15 protein-coding genes and 1 other RNA gene are annotated in these 15,505 nt (G+C 61.1%); 5 read left to right on the top strand and 11 right to left on the bottom strand.

The features are described from left to right. Nucleotides 1-56: 56 nt before the first annotated feature. The 5 genes from ACK8OE_RS02035 to ACK8OE_RS02015 form a co-directional block, all read right to left on the bottom strand. A complete protein-coding gene (locus ACK8OE_RS02035) occupies nucleotides 57-1,250 on the bottom strand; it encodes a phosphoglycerate kinase (RefSeq protein WP_410271174.1) in 1,194 nt (397 codons plus the stop codon). Between the two features lie 17 nt (nucleotides 1,251-1,267). Then, nucleotides 1,268-1,624 carry a hypothetical protein gene (locus ACK8OE_RS02030; RefSeq protein WP_410271173.1) on the bottom strand — a complete coding sequence of 119 codons (357 nt, stop codon included), beginning with the start codon at nucleotides 1,622-1,624 and terminating at the stop codon, nucleotides 1,268-1,270. 58 nt (nucleotides 1,625-1,682) lie between these two features. Then, a complete protein-coding gene (gene gap / locus ACK8OE_RS02025) occupies nucleotides 1,683-2,705 on the bottom strand; it encodes a type I glyceraldehyde-3-phosphate dehydrogenase (RefSeq protein WP_410271172.1) in 1,023 nt (340 codons plus the stop codon). 180 nt (nucleotides 2,706-2,885) lie between these two features. Beyond that, the gene (locus ACK8OE_RS02020; protein WP_410271171.1) at nucleotides 2,886-4,421 is read right to left on the bottom strand and encodes an ATP-binding protein; all 1,536 of its coding nucleotides are present in this window, start codon (nucleotides 4,419-4,421) and stop codon (nucleotides 2,886-2,888) included. A gap of 12 nt (nucleotides 4,422-4,433) precedes the next feature. Further along, nucleotides 4,434-5,159, bottom strand: a complete 726-nt coding sequence (locus tag ACK8OE_RS02015) for a response regulator (protein ID WP_013479145.1) — start codon at nucleotides 5,157-5,159, stop codon at nucleotides 4,434-4,436. Between the two features lie 173 nt (nucleotides 5,160-5,332). Here ACK8OE_RS02015 and ACK8OE_RS02010 point away from each other — a divergent pair, with 173 nt between their 5' ends. Further along, entirely contained in the window at nucleotides 5,333-5,803 is a 471-nt protein-coding gene (locus ACK8OE_RS02010) for an EF-hand domain-containing protein (RefSeq protein ID WP_410271170.1), read from the top strand. Nucleotides 5,804-5,813: 10 nt separating this feature from the next. Here ACK8OE_RS02010 and ACK8OE_RS02005 read toward each other — a convergent pair whose 3' ends face one another. The 4 genes from ACK8OE_RS02005 to tkt all read right to left on the bottom strand — a co-directional run bounded on the left by ACK8OE_RS02005 (nucleotide 5,814) and on the right by tkt (nucleotide 10,081). Beyond that, complete coding sequence (locus ACK8OE_RS02005; RefSeq protein ID WP_410271169.1) at nucleotides 5,814-6,515, bottom strand: pseudouridine synthase; 702 nt, start codon at nucleotides 6,513-6,515, stop codon at nucleotides 5,814-5,816. After that, nucleotides 6,512-7,516, bottom strand: coding sequence for a class I SAM-dependent methyltransferase (locus ACK8OE_RS02000; protein WP_410271168.1), 1,005 nt, complete (start codon nucleotides 7,514-7,516; stop codon nucleotides 6,512-6,514). The genes ACK8OE_RS02005 and ACK8OE_RS02000 overlap by 4 nt, the downstream gene beginning before the upstream one ends. 87 nt (nucleotides 7,517-7,603) lie before the next feature. After that, nucleotides 7,604-7,813, bottom strand: a complete 210-nt coding sequence (locus tag ACK8OE_RS01995) for a cold-shock protein (RefSeq protein WP_013479141.1) — start codon at nucleotides 7,811-7,813, stop codon at nucleotides 7,604-7,606. Nucleotides 7,814-8,068: 255 nt separating this feature from the next. Further along, entirely contained in the window at nucleotides 8,069-10,081 is a 2,013-nt protein-coding gene (gene tkt / locus ACK8OE_RS01990; protein ID WP_410271167.1) for a transketolase, read from the bottom strand. 173 nt (nucleotides 10,082-10,254) lie between these two features. Here tkt and ACK8OE_RS01985 point away from each other — a divergent pair, with 173 nt between their 5' ends. Both ACK8OE_RS01985 and ACK8OE_RS01980 read left to right on the top strand, forming a co-directional pair. Beyond that, nucleotides 10,255-10,566 carry a hypothetical protein gene (locus ACK8OE_RS01985; RefSeq protein ID WP_410271166.1) on the top strand — a complete coding sequence of 104 codons (312 nt, stop codon included), beginning with the start codon at nucleotides 10,255-10,257 and terminating at the stop codon, nucleotides 10,564-10,566. Further along, entirely contained in the window at nucleotides 10,566-10,895 is a 330-nt protein-coding gene (locus ACK8OE_RS01980; RefSeq protein ID WP_013479138.1) for a cell division protein ZapA, read from the top strand. The genes ACK8OE_RS01985 and ACK8OE_RS01980 overlap by 1 nt, the downstream gene beginning before the upstream one ends. Before the next feature lie 196 nt (nucleotides 10,896-11,091). Here ACK8OE_RS01980 and ACK8OE_RS01975 read toward each other — a convergent pair whose 3' ends face one another. Together ACK8OE_RS01975 and ACK8OE_RS01970 are read right to left on the bottom strand one after the other, a co-directional pair. Then, the gene (locus ACK8OE_RS01975; RefSeq protein WP_410271165.1) at nucleotides 11,092-11,481 is read right to left on the bottom strand and encodes a glyoxalase superfamily protein; all 390 of its coding nucleotides are present in this window, start codon (nucleotides 11,479-11,481) and stop codon (nucleotides 11,092-11,094) included. Between the two features lies 1 nt (nucleotide 11,482). Continuing rightward, entirely contained in the window at nucleotides 11,483-13,765 is a 2,283-nt protein-coding gene (locus ACK8OE_RS01970) for a beta-glucosidase (RefSeq protein ID WP_410271164.1), read from the bottom strand. 200 nt (nucleotides 13,766-13,965) lie between these two features. Between ACK8OE_RS01970 and ssrS the strand changes: the two genes are divergently transcribed. Beyond that, nucleotides 13,966-14,130, top strand: a non-coding RNA gene (gene ssrS / locus ACK8OE_RS01965) — 6S RNA. 306 nt (nucleotides 14,131-14,436) lie between these two features. After that, nucleotides 14,437-15,453 (top strand): TerC family protein, encoded by a 1,017-nt coding sequence (locus ACK8OE_RS01960; RefSeq protein WP_410271163.1) that lies wholly within the window; start codon nucleotides 14,437-14,439, stop codon nucleotides 15,451-15,453. Nucleotides 15,454-15,505 lie beyond the last annotated feature (52 nt).

Below are 15,505 nucleotides of genomic sequence, written 5' to 3'. Positions count from 1 at the left end.
ATCATTTAAATATTAGTCGGTCTGGCTCCCTGACACCAGAGCTATAGCCTTTTCATTTAACTGAGTGCGGAGACGCCCGGCAAGTCCTTGCCTTCCATCCATTCAAGGAAGGCACCCCCCGCCGTGGACACAAAGGTCATGTCCTGCACCACACCGGCGTGGTTCAGCGCGGCAACCGTATCACCGCCACCGGCCACAGCGACCAGCTTACCCGATTGCGTTTGTTCTGCCGCAAATTTCGCGGCTTCGACGGTCGCGGCGTCAAACGGTGGCAGTTCGAACACACCTAGAGGCCCGTTCCAGATCAGGGTCTTGGAGTTGGCGATGACGTCTTTCAGTTGCGCGACCGTCTTGGGGCCTGCGTCAAAAATCTTGTCGTCGGGGCTCAACTCCGCCCCCAGATCAAGCGTGCGATTAGCCGCGTGCGCCTTGAAGTCCTGCGCCACCACAACATCGAGCGGCAGCAGGATGCGGCAGCCTTTGGCTTCGGCCTCTTTCAGGATTTCGAGGGCCGTGTCCTTAAGGTCTTTTTCGCAGAGCGAGCCGCCGACCTCATGACCCTGCGCGTAGAGGAAGGTGTTGGCCATGCCGCCACCGATGGCCAGCGCGTCTAGTTTACCGACAAGGTTCTTCAGCAGGTCGAGTTTGGTCGATACCTTCGAGCCGCCGACGATGCCGATGGTGGGGCGCACCGGCGCACCCAGCGCGGCATTCAGTGCATCCAGTTCGCGGCGCATGGACTCACCGGCATAGGCGGGGATGAGCTTTGCCACGCCTTCGGTCGAGGCATGGGCGCGGTGCGCAGCGGAGAAGGCGTCGTTGACATAGAGGTCGCCAAGATCGGCGAGCTGTTGGGCAAAGGCCGGATCGTTCTTTTCCTCGCCGGCATGGAAGCGCACGTTTTCCAGCAGGGCCACGCCCCCGGCGGGCAACAGTTTCAGCACATCGGCGGCGTCTGCACCCACGCAGTCATCGGCAAAGGCGACGGTGGTCCCCAGTAGCGCCGACAGGGCCGGAGCAACGAACCGCAGCGACATTTCCGGCACGACCTTGCCCTTCGGGCGGTCGAAGTGTGCCAGCAGGGCGACTTTCGCTCCTGATTTTTGCAGCTTTTCGATGGTCGGTAAGGCCACCTTCAGGCGCGTGTCATCGGTGATGCGACCGTCTTCGACCGGCACGTTGAAATCGACGCGCACCAGCGCGGTCTTGCCGTGAAGGTCGTATACATCATCAAGGGTTTTGAAGGTCATGGGGCCTCGCTTAAGGGTCAGAAGCTGTAAATGGAGCCGATAATGCCTGATAAGAACACCCATCCAACAATGCTGCCGATCAGCATGGACACCAGCAGGAACAGGTAGGCTAAAGGCCGGTTGGAGATGATTAAGTTTCCGTTCTTAATTATTTCAGCGTTAGGATCGAGAAAGAATTTTTGAAAAAGAATTAGATATATCAATGGGATTGCCGCAAAAACAATAAATACGACGGCGAGAGGCGTAAAGAGTATCAAACATATCAGTGAAGCGAAAAACGGAGTGCCGGATAGAAAGCCACCTGCCAACCACCACAGGAACTTGGTGTTCACCTCCTGCTGATGGCGCTTTAGACTTGATTTTTCCGGTTCCACGAAGGCTGTGCCTTTTTTGGAGAAACCCCGCCGGATCACTCCGGCGGGGCTTGGCCTATTACAGGAACTTGCCCAGCGCGACGGCGGTGTCCGACATGCGGGTCGAGAAGCCCCACTCATTGTCGTACCAGGTCAGGATGCGCACGAACTGACCGTCGATGACCTGCGTCTGCTTGAGCGCAAAGGTCGAAGAGGCCGGATTGTGGTTGAAGTCCGAAGACACCAGCGGCTCATCGGTATAGGCGAGGATGCCCTTCATCGGGCCGTCGGCGGCGGCGATGATGGCGGCATTGACCTCTTCGACCGTGACCGGGCGCGCCGGCACGATCTTCAGGTCCACCACCGAGACGTTCGGGGTCGGCACGCGGATCGACGAACCGTCCAGCTTGCCCTTCAGGTGCGGCAGGACGAGGCCCACGGCCTTGGCAGCACCGGTCGAGGTCGGGATCATGCTGAGCGCCGCGGCGCGGGCGCGATACAGGTCCTTGTGCATGGTGTCGAGCGTCGGCTGATCACCCGTATAGGAGTGGATGGTCGTCATGTAGCCGCGCTCGATGCCGCACAGGTCCGACAGGACCTTGGCCACCGGCGACAGGCAGTTGGTGGTGCACGAGGCGTTGGAGATGACCGTGTCTTCGGCGGTCAGGGTGTCGTGGTTGACGCCATAGACGATGGTCTTGTCGGCATTGTCGCCGGGGGCCGAGATGATGACCTTCTTCGCGCCGGCTTCGAGGTGGGCCGAGGCCTTTTCCTTCGAGGTGAAGATGCCGGTGCATTCCATGGCGATATCGACCTTGAGCGCCGCGTGCGGCAACTCGGCCGGGTTCTTGATCGCCGTCACCTTGATCGGGGCATAGGTCTTGCCATTGGCGGTGATGATCAGGCTGTCGCCATAGACCTTCACTTCGGCCGGGAACTTGCCATGCACGGAGTCGTAACGCAGCAGATGGGCGTTGGTTTCGACCGGGCCGAGATCGTTGATCGACACCACTTCGATGTCGGTACGGTTGTTCTCGATGATCGAACGCAGAACCAGACGGCCAATACGACCGAATCCGTTAATCGCCACACGTAAAGTCATTGTCACATCCCTTGTGCTCAGGGCCGTCGAAACCGGCGGCAAATCCATGTTTTTGCGACCTTGGTTTTGTCCCTAAGTCTCGCCAAGTCAAGCGCAAAATACCATCATGCGGCACGTGGTAGCGCTACCCGGTGCACGCCTTGTTTCGCAAGGTAACAGGCTGGGTTTGGGCGATGCCTCTCAGGCCAGCGGCAGGGTCAGGCGGGCGTCCAGCCCTTCGACACGACCGTCTGTGACGCGATTGCGCAGGGTCAGGGCACCCTGATGCGCTTCGGCCAGAGCGCGGGCGACGCTGAGCCCCAGTCCTGCCCCGCCGGTGTCGCGGTTGCGTGAAGATTCCAGCCGGTGGAAGGGCTCAAACACCGCCTCCAGCGCCTCTTCCGGCACGCCGGGGCCGTCGTCGCTGAGTGTGACAACAACCTGATTGCCGTCACGCTGCACGCTGAGACGCGAACCGCCCGCATAACGGTGGGCGTTTTCAAACAGGTTGCACAGGATGCGCTTCATGGCGATGCTGTCGGCCATGACGGTCAGGCCCGGTTCTATCGGACCCATCTGCACATTGTGCAGATCGGCCATGTCCTCGGCCAGACTTTCGGCCAAGGCGCTCAGATCAAGCCGCACCACGTTCTGCGCCATCTTGTCCGCCGAGGCAAAGGTCATGGCCGAGCGGATCAGACCGTCCATATGGGCGATGTCCTGAGCGATCCGGTCACGCTCTTTGGCGGGCAGGCTCTCGATGCGCAACCGCAGGCGCGCCAGCGGGGTTTTCAGATCGTGGGCGATGGCGGCAATGACGGCGGTGCGGCTTTCGACGTGCTGACGGATACGCACCTGCATGGCGTTCAGCACGTGCGTCGCCCGGCGCACCTCCGCCGGCCCGCTTTCTTTCAGTGGTTCGGCGGCGCGGTCAAATTCGAGCTTGGCGGCCCCTTCGGCCAGGGCTGCGATCGGTTGGGTCAGACGGCGCGACAACAGCCAGGCCAAGGGCGCAATCAGGGCGGCGGTCAGCAGGAAGCCCAGCAGCAGACTGACCTGCCACGGTTCCGGGAACTGCCGCGGCGGGATCAGGCTGCGGTAACGTCCGTCCGGCAGCTGAAGCGCCGCGCGGAAGGCGGGGAAGGTGATCTGCTCATTGAAGCCGGGCGGCAGGCTGTTGAACAGAAAGGCCTCACGCATCCGGTGCAGGGTGGCCCCGTCCGGCGTCGCTCCCGCTGGCGGGGCAGACGGAGGCGCCATATTCGGGCGTCCGGCGCGCTCGGCAAACACGCCCTGAAAGCCGGGACCTCGCGGCCCCTGATCGGGCAGGCGAAAAACTATGCGGTCCGGGCCGAAACGGTTGCGGCGAAAGTCCCGGCGACCGTCGATAAAGACGCGGCTTTCCGGCACCTTGAGGGATTGGGCCAGCCTCTGGCGCATCAGTTGTTCAAAGCCATTTTCACCGAAAGGATGCGGCGGCCTTTCACGGATAAAGGCGGGCGGAGTGCTGAGGGTTTCGGTTTTGAGCGTGCGGCCATTGCGCAGTTTGACCTGCCCTTCGCTTAGCGCCCTGGCCGCCTCGTTCAGCGTGTAGCCTGAGGGTTTGGGCGGCGGCATCAGCACCACCAGCGCAATATTGATCAGGATAGAGATGATCAGCACGAAGACGCAGAGGCCCATGACCTGCGTAAAGATGGGCAGGCGGGTCAGGTATCGCGGCAGGGGGGGCAGGGGCACGGCGGGGTAGGCTTACTTTAGAGGGCGGAACATATAGCCGATGCCGCGAATGGTGCGGATAATTTCTTCACCATCGTTCGCCTCATCGTTCAGCTTGCGGCGCAGGCGGGAAATCTGCACATCAATCGCGCGGTCGAAATTGTCGCTGTTGGGTCCGTGCAGGTGGTCGAGGATCTGATCGCGGGTGAGGGCGCGGCCCGGTCGTTCCAGAAACACGCGCAGCAACTCGAATTCAGCATTGGACAAGGCCACCTGCACGCCGTCGGGGCGTTGCAGCGTGCGTTTGATATTGTCGAGCGTCCAGCCGAAAAAGGTCGTCAGCGGCGATTTTTCGCCCTGACCACGGCCGTCGCCGCGCCGCATCACCGCCCGGATACGTGCCAGAAGCTCACGCGGGTGGAAGGGCTTGGCCAGATAGTCATCGGCCCCCAGTTCAAGGCCCACTATGCGGTCGATCTCCTCACCCTTGGCTGACAGCATGATCACCGGCGGTCCGCCCTTCTGGTTCAGGCGCTTGCAGATCGACAGGCCGTCCTCGCCCGGCATCATGTAGTCGAGCACGACCAGGCCGATATCGCCGCGTTGCAGCACCTTGTCCATCTCACGCCCGCTGGCGGCGGTGTGGACCTCGAAACCGTTCTGGCTGAGGAAGCCCGAAATCAGTTCGCGGAGGTCGAAATCGTCATCGACGACGAGGATGTGCGGGCGATGGGGGCTGGCGGCGGTGTCGGGCGTCATGAGATATCTTACGTGTAATCGGGAACAGGCGTGACTTATGACGCGACATCTAGGTCGCAGAATGTCACCTCGGACACACCAAGACACATTTTGGTCAAATTTCAACCAACACTGAAATTCTGAGGACATTTCGCCCGTGCATTCTGGGGCCTCCAGATGTTGGGAGACACCCCATGACACGTAGACGCCTGTTCTTGTCCGGCCTTGTGGTCGGCAGCGCCCTGATCGTCGCAAGCCTGCCCGTATGGGCCGAAGACAAGGCGGCCCCGCCACCCCCGCCGCCACCGGCTTTCGAGGCGATGGACAGCAATAATGATGGCCAGATCAGCAAGGCCGAGTTTGAAGCCTTCCGGCCCCCGCACTGCGCACCCGTTGGCGCGGAAGGCCCTGATGCCAAAGGCCCGCCTATGGGGCCGCCCCGTCTTGAAGCGCTGGACAGCGATCATGATGGCAAGCTGTCATGGGCAGAGGTTTCGGCCCCTCTGAAAGCACATTTCGATGCCGCCGATAGCAATAAAAACGGTTTTATCGACGCCGATGAACGTCTGGCCCTGCCCAAACCGCCGCATGGTCCGGACGGGAAGGGGCCCAAAGGTGACGTCCTGAGGTTCCATCCCGGTGCATGCGGGCCACAGAAGAATTAGGCCGCTTTTCTCAGCTTTGCAGCAGACCGTCGCGTTCGGCGGTCGTCAGCAGCCGCCATTTTCCCGGCCGCAGATCCCCCAGCGTCAGATCACCCATCTGGGCGCGGTGCAGGGCTTCGACGTGGTTGCCGACAGCGGCGAACATGCGGCGCACCTGATGATAACGCCCTTCATAGAGGGTCAGGCGTGCGGTCTTTTCGCCCGTCTGTTCCATGGTGGCGGGCTTGAGAGGCGTTTTTTCCGACTCGAGCATCAACTCACCGGAAGCAAAGATCGCCGCCTCATGCCCTTCGAGCGGGCGTGCCAATGTCACCTCATAGATTTTGGCGACGTGGTTTTTGGGCGAGATGATGCGGTGCAGATAGTCCCCGTCATCGGTAAACAGCAGCAGGCCCGACGTCTCCGAATCCAGTCGCCCGACGGTGGACAGGACGGGCTTACGCTCGCTGAACCGATGTGGCAGCAGTTCATAGACCAGCTTGCCCGTGTCTTTCAGCGAACAGACATAGCCGGTCGGCTTGTTGAGCATCAGCACCACGCCGTGTGCCGGATCGAGCGGGCGCTCATTGAAGCGGATATCCTCATGGGCGGTTTTGGCATCGTCTTTCAGGACGTTACCTTCGGCGTCGGTGACGATCCCCATGCGGATATATTTCTGCACCTCCTTGCGCGACCCGTAACCAAGATTGGCCAGAAGTTTAATCAGCCTCATTTAATCCCCCGATAGACCTTGTAGTCGCGGTCCTCGTGCAGCAGGCTGACGCTCTTGAAGGCGGCTTTCAGCCCGGCCTCATAGGGCAGGTGGCGGTTGGCGACCATATACAGGCTGCCGCCGGGTTTCAGCGCGGCGGCGGCGCTGCGGATAAAGGCCTGCCCCAGTTCCGGCTGATCGGCGCGGCCGGCATGAAAGGGCGGATTGGAGACGATAAAGTCGTAGGGGCCGTCGATGCCCCTGGTCACGTCGTGCCAGCGGTAACGAACCCGTTCGCCATAGGCGTTGAGATTGAGTTCGGCCATCTCTATCGCCCGCTGTTCGGCCTCATAGAGGTCGAGGCGCACTTCCGGATGGCGGCGCAGCACGTCATCACTCAGATAGCCGTAGCCGCCGCCCAGATCGGCCCCGTGACCGCTCAGGGCGGGCAAATGCGCCACCAGTCGCTCGGACCCCGCATCAATGCGGTCCCAGGCGAACAGGCCGGGGCGGCTTTGGAAACGCCCATCCAGAATCGGGCGCGGTGCATCGAGCGTCCGCCACTGCGCCACCTGATCCACGTTGATCGCATCGGTGGTGGCCCAGAAGGCGCGACACTTGTTCTTCGATAGCGAGGCCACCGTACCGCACAGGGCTTTCAGGTCGTTTTCGACCGTCTTGGCCCCTTCGAGATTGGAGACGCAGGCCAGCACGATGCCGCCCGGTTCGGCGCTTTCGACGGCGCGAGCCAAAAGGGCGCGGTATTCCTCGCGCTGGCGCGGCGGCAGAACAATCACCAGCGGATAGCGCGCCGTGTCGCTGGCCGTGCGCAGGGTGAAGCCCGCCTGTTTCAGCCGGTCGTATTCGGGTTTAAAGCTTTGATCGCAGATCAGGCGCGTGCGGTCCACACCGCTCAAAGCCGCGCCATAGCGGGCGCGCAGGAAGAGGGCGGGGGTGGTGGGCCAGTCGATCAGGCCATCCTCAAACGGGCGGAACAGGGTATCGAGTACAGGGTCTTGCATCGGGGGCTTTTGGCACAGCCGCGGCACAAATGCAAAAAAGCCGCCCCGGTCGGAGCGGCTTTTTCATTCAGCAAAAGCTGAAAAGGCTTAGGCGACCTGAAGGTTTTCAGCCGACATCTTGCCCGAACGCTTGTCGCGGGCCAGTTCGAAGGTGACCTTCTGGCCTTCGTTGAGGCCGCGCAGGCCCGAACGCTCAACGGCCGAGATGTGCACGAACACGTCGTTGCCACCGTCGTCCGGCTGAATGAAGCCATAACCCTTGGTTCCGTTGAACCACTTAACCGTACCTGTGCTCATGATTAATTCCTTTCAAAGGCAGCGTGGTAGTCGTCGATCTATGAAAGGAAGTTCGCAGATACGGCCGGGGCCGCAGTAGAAAGTCGCAGTTCAAAAGTCGATGCCGAGACCGTACAGGTATAGGGACGGCGCGTCAAACACCAAAGGGCCGATCACGCGGCTTTGACCCGTGCAATCGGTTTTCGTGACCTTTTGACCTGTGTAAAAGGCGCGGACCAAAGCCCGCGCCCGATAGGTTTGCGCCTGAAGGTGGGATTAACCCGCCTTGGCCGCCAGTTTCGCCGTGACCTTTTCGATCACGGCCTCCTTGGTGATGCCGAACTGCTTATACAGCACGTCCTGCGGGGCCGAGGCACCGAAGCCGTTCATGCCGACGAAGATACCGTCCTGACCGATAAAGCGCTCCCAGCCCAGCGACACCGCCGCTTCGATGGCAACATTGACGGGCGCAGAGCCGATCACCTCGGCCTGATACTTACCCGGCTGACGATCGAACAGCGCCCAGCACGGCGTCGAAACGACGCGGGTCGGGATGCCTTGCGATTCGAGCGCCTCAGCCGCTGCCACGGCGACCGAGACTTCGGTGCCTGATGAGAAGATCGACACCTTGGCTTCGCCGGAAGCGGCTTTCAACTCATAGGCGCCTTTGGCCGACAGGTTGCCGCCCTGATGACGCACGGCCGGGACCTTCTGACGCGACAGCACCATCAGCGACGGCGTCTTGCGCTCAAGAAGCGCCGCCTTCCAGCATTCGGCGGCTTCGACAATATCCGCCGGGCGGAAGGTCAGGAGGTTCGGCATGGCGCGGAAGCTGGCCAGATGCTCGACCGGCTGGTGCGTCGGGCCGTCTTCGCCGACGCCGATCGAGTCGTGCGTCAGGACGTTGATAACGCGAATCCCCATCAGCGCCGCCAGACGGATGGCCGGGCGCGAATAGTCGGAGAAGACGAAGAAGGTGCCCGAATAGGGGATGATGCCGCCGTGCAGCGCCATACCGTTCAGCGCCGCCGACATGCCGAATTCGCGGATGCCATAGTGCACGTAGCGACCGTCATAGGCCGGGGCGTCAAAGGCGGTCATGCCCTTGACCAGCGTATTGTTCGAACCGGTCAGGTCGGCCGAGCCGCCGATCATTTCGTCGATATGCGGCACCAGTTGCGCCAGAGCCGCCCCGGACGCCGAGCGCGTCGCATCGCCCGCCTTCAGCTCCAGTTGCTTTTCGATATGGGCGTCCAGTGCGTCGAACGCATTAGCGGGCAGGTCGCCGGTCATGGCGCGCTCAAAGGCGTCGCGCTGCGGATGCGTCTTCAGGGCCGCTTCCCACGCTTTGCGCGGACGCGCCGCCTTGCGGCCGGCGGCTTCCCACGCCTTCTTGATCGGAGCGGGCACGGTCCAGGCCTCGGCCTCCCAGCCCATGGCCTTGCGCGACAGTTCGATATCGCTGTCGAACAGGGTGTAGCCATGCGAATGCGGATTGCCTTCCTTGGGGCCAGCGCCCTTGGAAATCAGGGTCTTGCAGGCCAGAAGCACCGGCTTCGATTGCTGCGTGGCCCAACGCATGGCCGCCGCGATCTTCGAGTGGTCGTGGCCATCGACGGCCTTCACGGCCCAGCCTGCGGCCTTGAAGCGCGCCAGTTGATCGCCGGTTTCCGCAATGGTCGCCACGCCGTCGATGGTGACGTTATTGTCGTCCCACAGTACGATCAGCTTGTTGAGTTTCAGGCGCCCGGCCAGCGAGATGGCTTCGTGCGACACGCCTTCCATCAGGCAGCCGTCACCCGCGATAACCCAGGTGCGGTGATCGACGATCTCATCGCCAAAACGCGCATTGAGGTGGCGTTCAGCCATAGCCATACCCACGGCGGTCGCCAAGCCCTGACCCAGCGGCCCGGTGGTGCATTCAACGCCCGCCGTATGGCCGTATTCCGGATGGCCAGCGGTGGTCGAGCCCCACTGGCGGAAGTTTTTGATGTCTTCCATCGACACCGACTTGAAACCCGTCAGGTGCAGCAGCGAATAGATCAGCATCGAGCCGTGACCTGCCGACAAAACAAAGCGGTCGCGGTCAGCCCAGTCAGGCTTTTTCGGATCGTATTTGAGGAACTTCGTCCACAAAACGGTGGCCACATCGGCCATGCCCATCGGCATCCCCTGGTGGCCGGATTTGGCGCGGTGCACCGCCTCCATCGACAGGACGCGAATCGCATCCGCCATCACGGTCGGGGACGGTTTGGCAGCGGGGAGGCCAGGGATCGGTGGCAGGGACATGGCAATCTCAAACAAATACGGGGGGTGAGGTTGCGCGGTCCTTTAGCCCATATGCCGGACAATGGCCATATTCGAGTTTTAGGAATTTGTCTCCGCAGGGGTGTACGGGGCTAATTTTCGCCTTTCAGGCTGCATGACTTGTGAAGCAGCCCTTTAGGAAGTACAGTCAACCTATGGAAAATGCTCAGAACACGGCTCAGCTTTCTCCGGTCGCGGGCGCCAGCCTGACAGCGGCGGTCGAGCGTCTGGACAGCGCGCTCAATGCGCTCGAAACCCGTATCCGCGATCTGCAAGGTCGCAGCGCCGATCACAACGGCGATTCGTTCCCCGCTGAGGCGGCCGCAGAGGCCCGTCGCCTTCAGGACGAAATCAGCGCGCTGAAGGCCCGTGAAAAGGCGCTGGAGGCCGCGGCTTCGGAGGCTTTTGAGGCGCTTGGCATCGCGGCCAAGGATATCCGTCAACTTCTTAACGAGCAGGCCGCCTGATGGCTGAGGTTACGGTCAAGGTCAATAACAAGCCCTACACGGTCGGTTGTGCCGACGGTCAGGAAGCGCGCGTTCAGGAACTGGCGCGCGTCTTTAACGACCACGTGGAAATGGTGGTCTCCGATGTCGGGGCGATCGGTGAGGTGCGCCTGTTCCTGATGGCGTCGCTGCTGCTGGTCGATGAGATGGAAGAACTGCGCGCCCAACTCGAAGAAGCGCAGTCGGCGCAGGCGCGCATGTCCGCCGGGGCCTTCGAGATCGAACGCAAGGCGGCCTTTGCCATTTCTGACGCCGCCGAACGGCTGGAAAAGCTGGTTGGGGAGGTTTAGAGCGGAATGATTTCTACTGGAATCATTCCGCTCAAGCCGCCATTGAGGCGGCGGCCAAGGTGGCGCAGCCACCGCCCGGCGAGGGACTAGAGTGAAGTGACTTTGAGTGGAATCGCCATTTCACTCTAAGTTTTTGTTTTGTCGCGATGTTTTTGCGGAAAACCGCTTACACTTTTCCGCACATCGCTCTAAACATCTATGGGCGGCTTTCGTCGCTCACGCGTCCGAATTTAAGCAAATTCCCATGCGGGTCATGAATGTAAAATTCGGTCATGCCCCACGGCCTCGGCAGGATGGGCGACAGGTGCAAAAGTTCTTTTTGCCGGAACTCTTCGTGCAGCCTGTCTATGCTGCCGCCGCGAATATAGACCGCACTCTGTTCGCACAGGTCGCGGCGATCCGTCAGCCAGAAGTGCAGTTCAATCGGTGAACCGAAGGCATCGCGTCTGAGGATCAGATAGTTATGATCCTCAAACACGGTGGCGTCGAAACCCAGAAACGCACTGTAGAAGCTCTGGGTTTCGCTTAGTGACAGGCTGGGCAGGATAGGCAGAACCTCAAGGCGATCGTCCTCTGCCGCAGCCATGTTACTTCCCTCTCACATCGTACTTTTGCGCGCTCAGCGTGACCGTGGTCTTGCTGACGGCATCTGTGGCCGAGCGGGCGAGGATCACATCGTAAGCCCCGGCGGCGACGTTCCACGTCTTTGACGCGCTGTCGAAACTGGCCAGCAGGCGTGGATCAACCGTTACCGTCACCGTCTTCGACTCGCCGGGTTTCAGTGCCACCTTATCCCAGCCGCCGAGGCGCTTGGGTGCTTCCCAGCCGGCCGAGGCGGGGGCCGAAACATAGACCTGCGGCACGTCCGAAGCGGCGACCTTGCCCGTATTGGTCACGGTGAAGCTGACGCTCAGCCTGTCGCCGGCCGTTGAGGTCTTCAGGTCGCTGTAGCCGAATGTGGAATAGGTCAGACCGTGGCCGAAGGCGAACAGCGGCTTCAGGCCCTTCTTGTCGAACCACTTGTAACCGATGGCCGCGCCTTCGATGTCGTAATTGACCTGGGTACGGATGGTATCGCTCTTGGGGTCACCGTCCAGCTTCGGGCGCGGCAACTGATCGAGCGAGGCGGCAAAGGTCACCGGCAGACGGCCTGACGGCGAGACTTCACCGGTCAGGACGCGCGCAATGGCCGTACCGCCCTTGGTGCCGGGATACCAAGCTTCGACCACGGCACCGACCTTGGACAGCCACGGCATGAAGACCGGCCCACCCGTTTGCAGCACGACGACGGTCTTTTTATTGGCCTTGGCCACCGCGTCGATCAGGGCGTCGGCGTTTTCATCGAGTTTCAGTTCGGCATCCAGCGATTCGCCTGTCCACTGGGTGCCGAACACGATCACCACGTCCGCGCCCCTGGCCGCCTTCACCGCCGCCTTGATGTCCTTGCCGTCATGATAGACGACCTCGGCCCTGGTGCGGGCTTTCAGCGCTTCGACCGGCGAGTCCGGATAGTAGGTGAGGGGGCCGGGGAAGGCCTTGGGGCCAAGGCCCAGATCCTTGACGGGATTGCCGCCCTGACCATAGACCTGCGATGAGCCGCCACCGGAAATGACGCCCTTGTCGGCATAGCCGCCGATCACAATGATCTTTTTGGCGGTGGTCGCCAGCGGCAGCAGGCCGGTGTTTTTCAGCAGCACAATGCCGCCTTCGGCATCGGCCTGAGTGACGGCGGCGTGCGCCTTGAAGTCGATCTGGTCTTCAGCCACCGGCACCGGCTTGTCGAAGGCACCGGTCGAGAACAGGCCCCACAGAACGCGCCGCGCCATATCGTCGAGACGCTCTTGCTTCACAAAGCCGTTTTCCACCGCTTCTTTCAGCGGCCCGGCGAAGTAGTTGCTCTTGTCGAACGGATAGCCGGACTGCTGATCGAGACCGGCATTGGCCGCCGGGATGGTCGAATGGGTGGCGCCCCAGTCCGACATCACATAGCCCTTATAGCCCCAGTCTTTCTTCAGGACTTCGTTCAGCAGATAGTCGCTTTCGCAGGCATAGACATTGTTGACGCGGTTATAGGCGCACATCACCGAGGCCGGATTGCCGGTTTCGATGGCGAACTGAAACGCCAGCAGGTCGGACTCGCGCCCGGCTTTGTCCGAGATGTTGGAGGAGGCGGTGAAGCGATTGGTTTCCTGCGCATTATAGGCGTAGTGCTTGACCGTCGAAATGATGTGGTTCGACTGAATGCCGCGGATTTGCTCGCCGACGATGATCCCGGCCAGCAGCGGGTCTTCGCCGCCATATTCGAAGTTGCGGCCATTGCGCGGTTCACGCATCAGGTTGACGCCCCCGGCCAGTTGCACGTTAAAGCCCGACAGGCGCGCTTCGCGACCGATCATCGCGCCGCCCTTGAAGGCCAGATCGCGGTCCCAGGTCGCCGCCGTGGCCATGCCCGACGGCAGGGCGGTGCGCAGGCGTGGCTTGTCACCGACCTGAGAGGCGACGCCGACGCCCGCGTCGGTTTGCCATTGGTTCGGGATGCCCAGACGCGGCACGCCGAAGACAAAGCCTGCCGATTGGTGGTGGCTTTCGACCGGTGGCTTCCAGTTCAGCCCGGCAATGTCGCCGCGCGCATTGAGCCAGTCGGCGGCCGTGGCGAAATGACCGAAGACGAGTTTCAGCTTCTCGTCCTGCGTCATTTCCTTGAGTAGCAGCTCTGTTCGGGTGTCGGCATCCAGCCGGGTGTCGGTCCAGGGCGTCGCCTTGGGGGCCTCAGCGGCGGCGGCCGGGGCCTGAGCATAGGCGGGTGCGGTGGAGACGAAGGCGAGCCCAAGGGCGGCGGTCGCCAGCAGGCTGAGCTTGAAAGTGCGCATGATCAGTGTCCCTGGAATGATTTTGTCGTTGGGCAATTTCATAAGCCGGGATCGAATGTCTGTGAAGTCATTTCTTATGACATCGATGTCTTTTTTTGACCGGCGCAGGACAAAGCAGCCGCTTTATGATGGATTTACAAAAGCCTGTGGTCGCCCCCCTTGTAAGGGGGCAACGTTGCGCCTAGATTGTGTGACGGCGGGTCGTGCTGCGGCTCACGTCAGCGAACACCTAATCCTTCTGACCTTAATCTCTTAGAACGGGGGCTGTCCCTGACTGGGACCGTGGTCCCTATCATATGGCTCCCACCTGATACGTCAGGTCTGAGTGGATTTTAACGCTTCGCAACGGTTCCCGTGGCGCCGCCACCCCTTTGGGGTGGCGAAGCCACATTCTTTAAGTTTCTCAGGGCGCCGCCACCCCTTTTTTGCTGCACAGTGTGTCTGCGGGGATTTAAACCGCGCAATCGTTACAATCCCAACTTGACAGTCACCGCCTTCGTCTGGAATAAGGCGGTTATCCTCAGGGAGTAGCCAGATCGCAGTGTGCGATCGTTTGATGTCGTCAACACGAGCTTTGCTCCGGCATCAGACACCGTTTCGGCGGCGTGGCGAGACTGAGGGCGGGTCCTGCGGGCCTGTCCTTGTAACCCCTCAGAGATTGAGTCTCACCTATGGAAACCATTGCAACGCCCCTGATGTGGGGGACGTTCGCGGCTTTTGTTATTGTCGCGCTGTTTATCGATTTTTTTGCTCTGAACAAACAAGGGGCGCACAAGGTCTCGATGACCGAAGCGGCCATCTGGTCGCTGATCTGGGTGGCCACCTCCTTCGCCTTCCTCGGCATTATGTGGTGGGAGATGGGGGGCCTGACGGGCGATGCCGCCACTCAGGCGCTGGCCAATACCAAGGCGCTGGAATTTACCACCGGCTATCTGGTCGAAAAGGCGCTGGCGGTTGATAATATCTTCGTCTTCCTGATGCTGTTCACCTATTTCGCCGTGCCGGCGGAGTATCAGAAGCGCGTTCTGATGATCGGCATTCTGATGGCGCTGGTCCTGCGCGCAGGTATGATTGTGGTGGGCGCGTGGCTGGTGGCGCAGTTCCATTGGGTGCTCTACGTGTTCGGCGCGTTTCTGGTGTTCACGGGCTTCAAGATGTGGCTGGCCGCCGGTCAGGAGCCTGATCTGGAAAGCAATCCGGCCTTGAAATGGGTGCGCAAGACCTTCACCATCTCGCCCAATTACGACGGTGAGAAGTTCTTTACCCGCATTGATGGCAAGCGCATCGCCACGCCGCTGCTGATCGTGGTCATCCTGATCGGTATTATCGACGTGGTGTTTGCGGTGGACTCGATCCCGGCCATCTTCGCCATCACCACCGATCCGTTTATCGTCCTGACCTCCAACGTCTTCGCTATTCTGGGCCTGCGCGCCATGTACTTCCTGCTGGCCGGGATGCACGAAAAGTTCCACCTGCTGCCCTATGGTCTGGCGCTGGTGCTGGTCTTTGTCGGTACCAAGATGCTGCTGATCGACATCTATAAGATCCCGATTGTGTGGTCGCTCACCGCCACGGCCTCGATACTGGTCCTGACCATGATCCTGTCTATCCTGATCAAGCCGAAGGGCGACGCCCACCCGACCGGGGCCTTCCCGTTCGATTCGAAGAAGAAAAACGACGAAGACTAACCTTTTGCCCCCTTCGGTTCCCTCCGGAGGGGGCTCTTGCTTTTTGTGGTGT

It is taken from the genome of Asticcacaulis sp. W401b (genome assembly GCF_046503825.1).
GTDB lineage: Bacteria > Pseudomonadota > Alphaproteobacteria > Caulobacterales > Caulobacteraceae > Asticcacaulis.
Note: the sequence above shows the minus strand (reverse complement) of the source record. Positions and strands in the feature narration are given on the sequence as shown.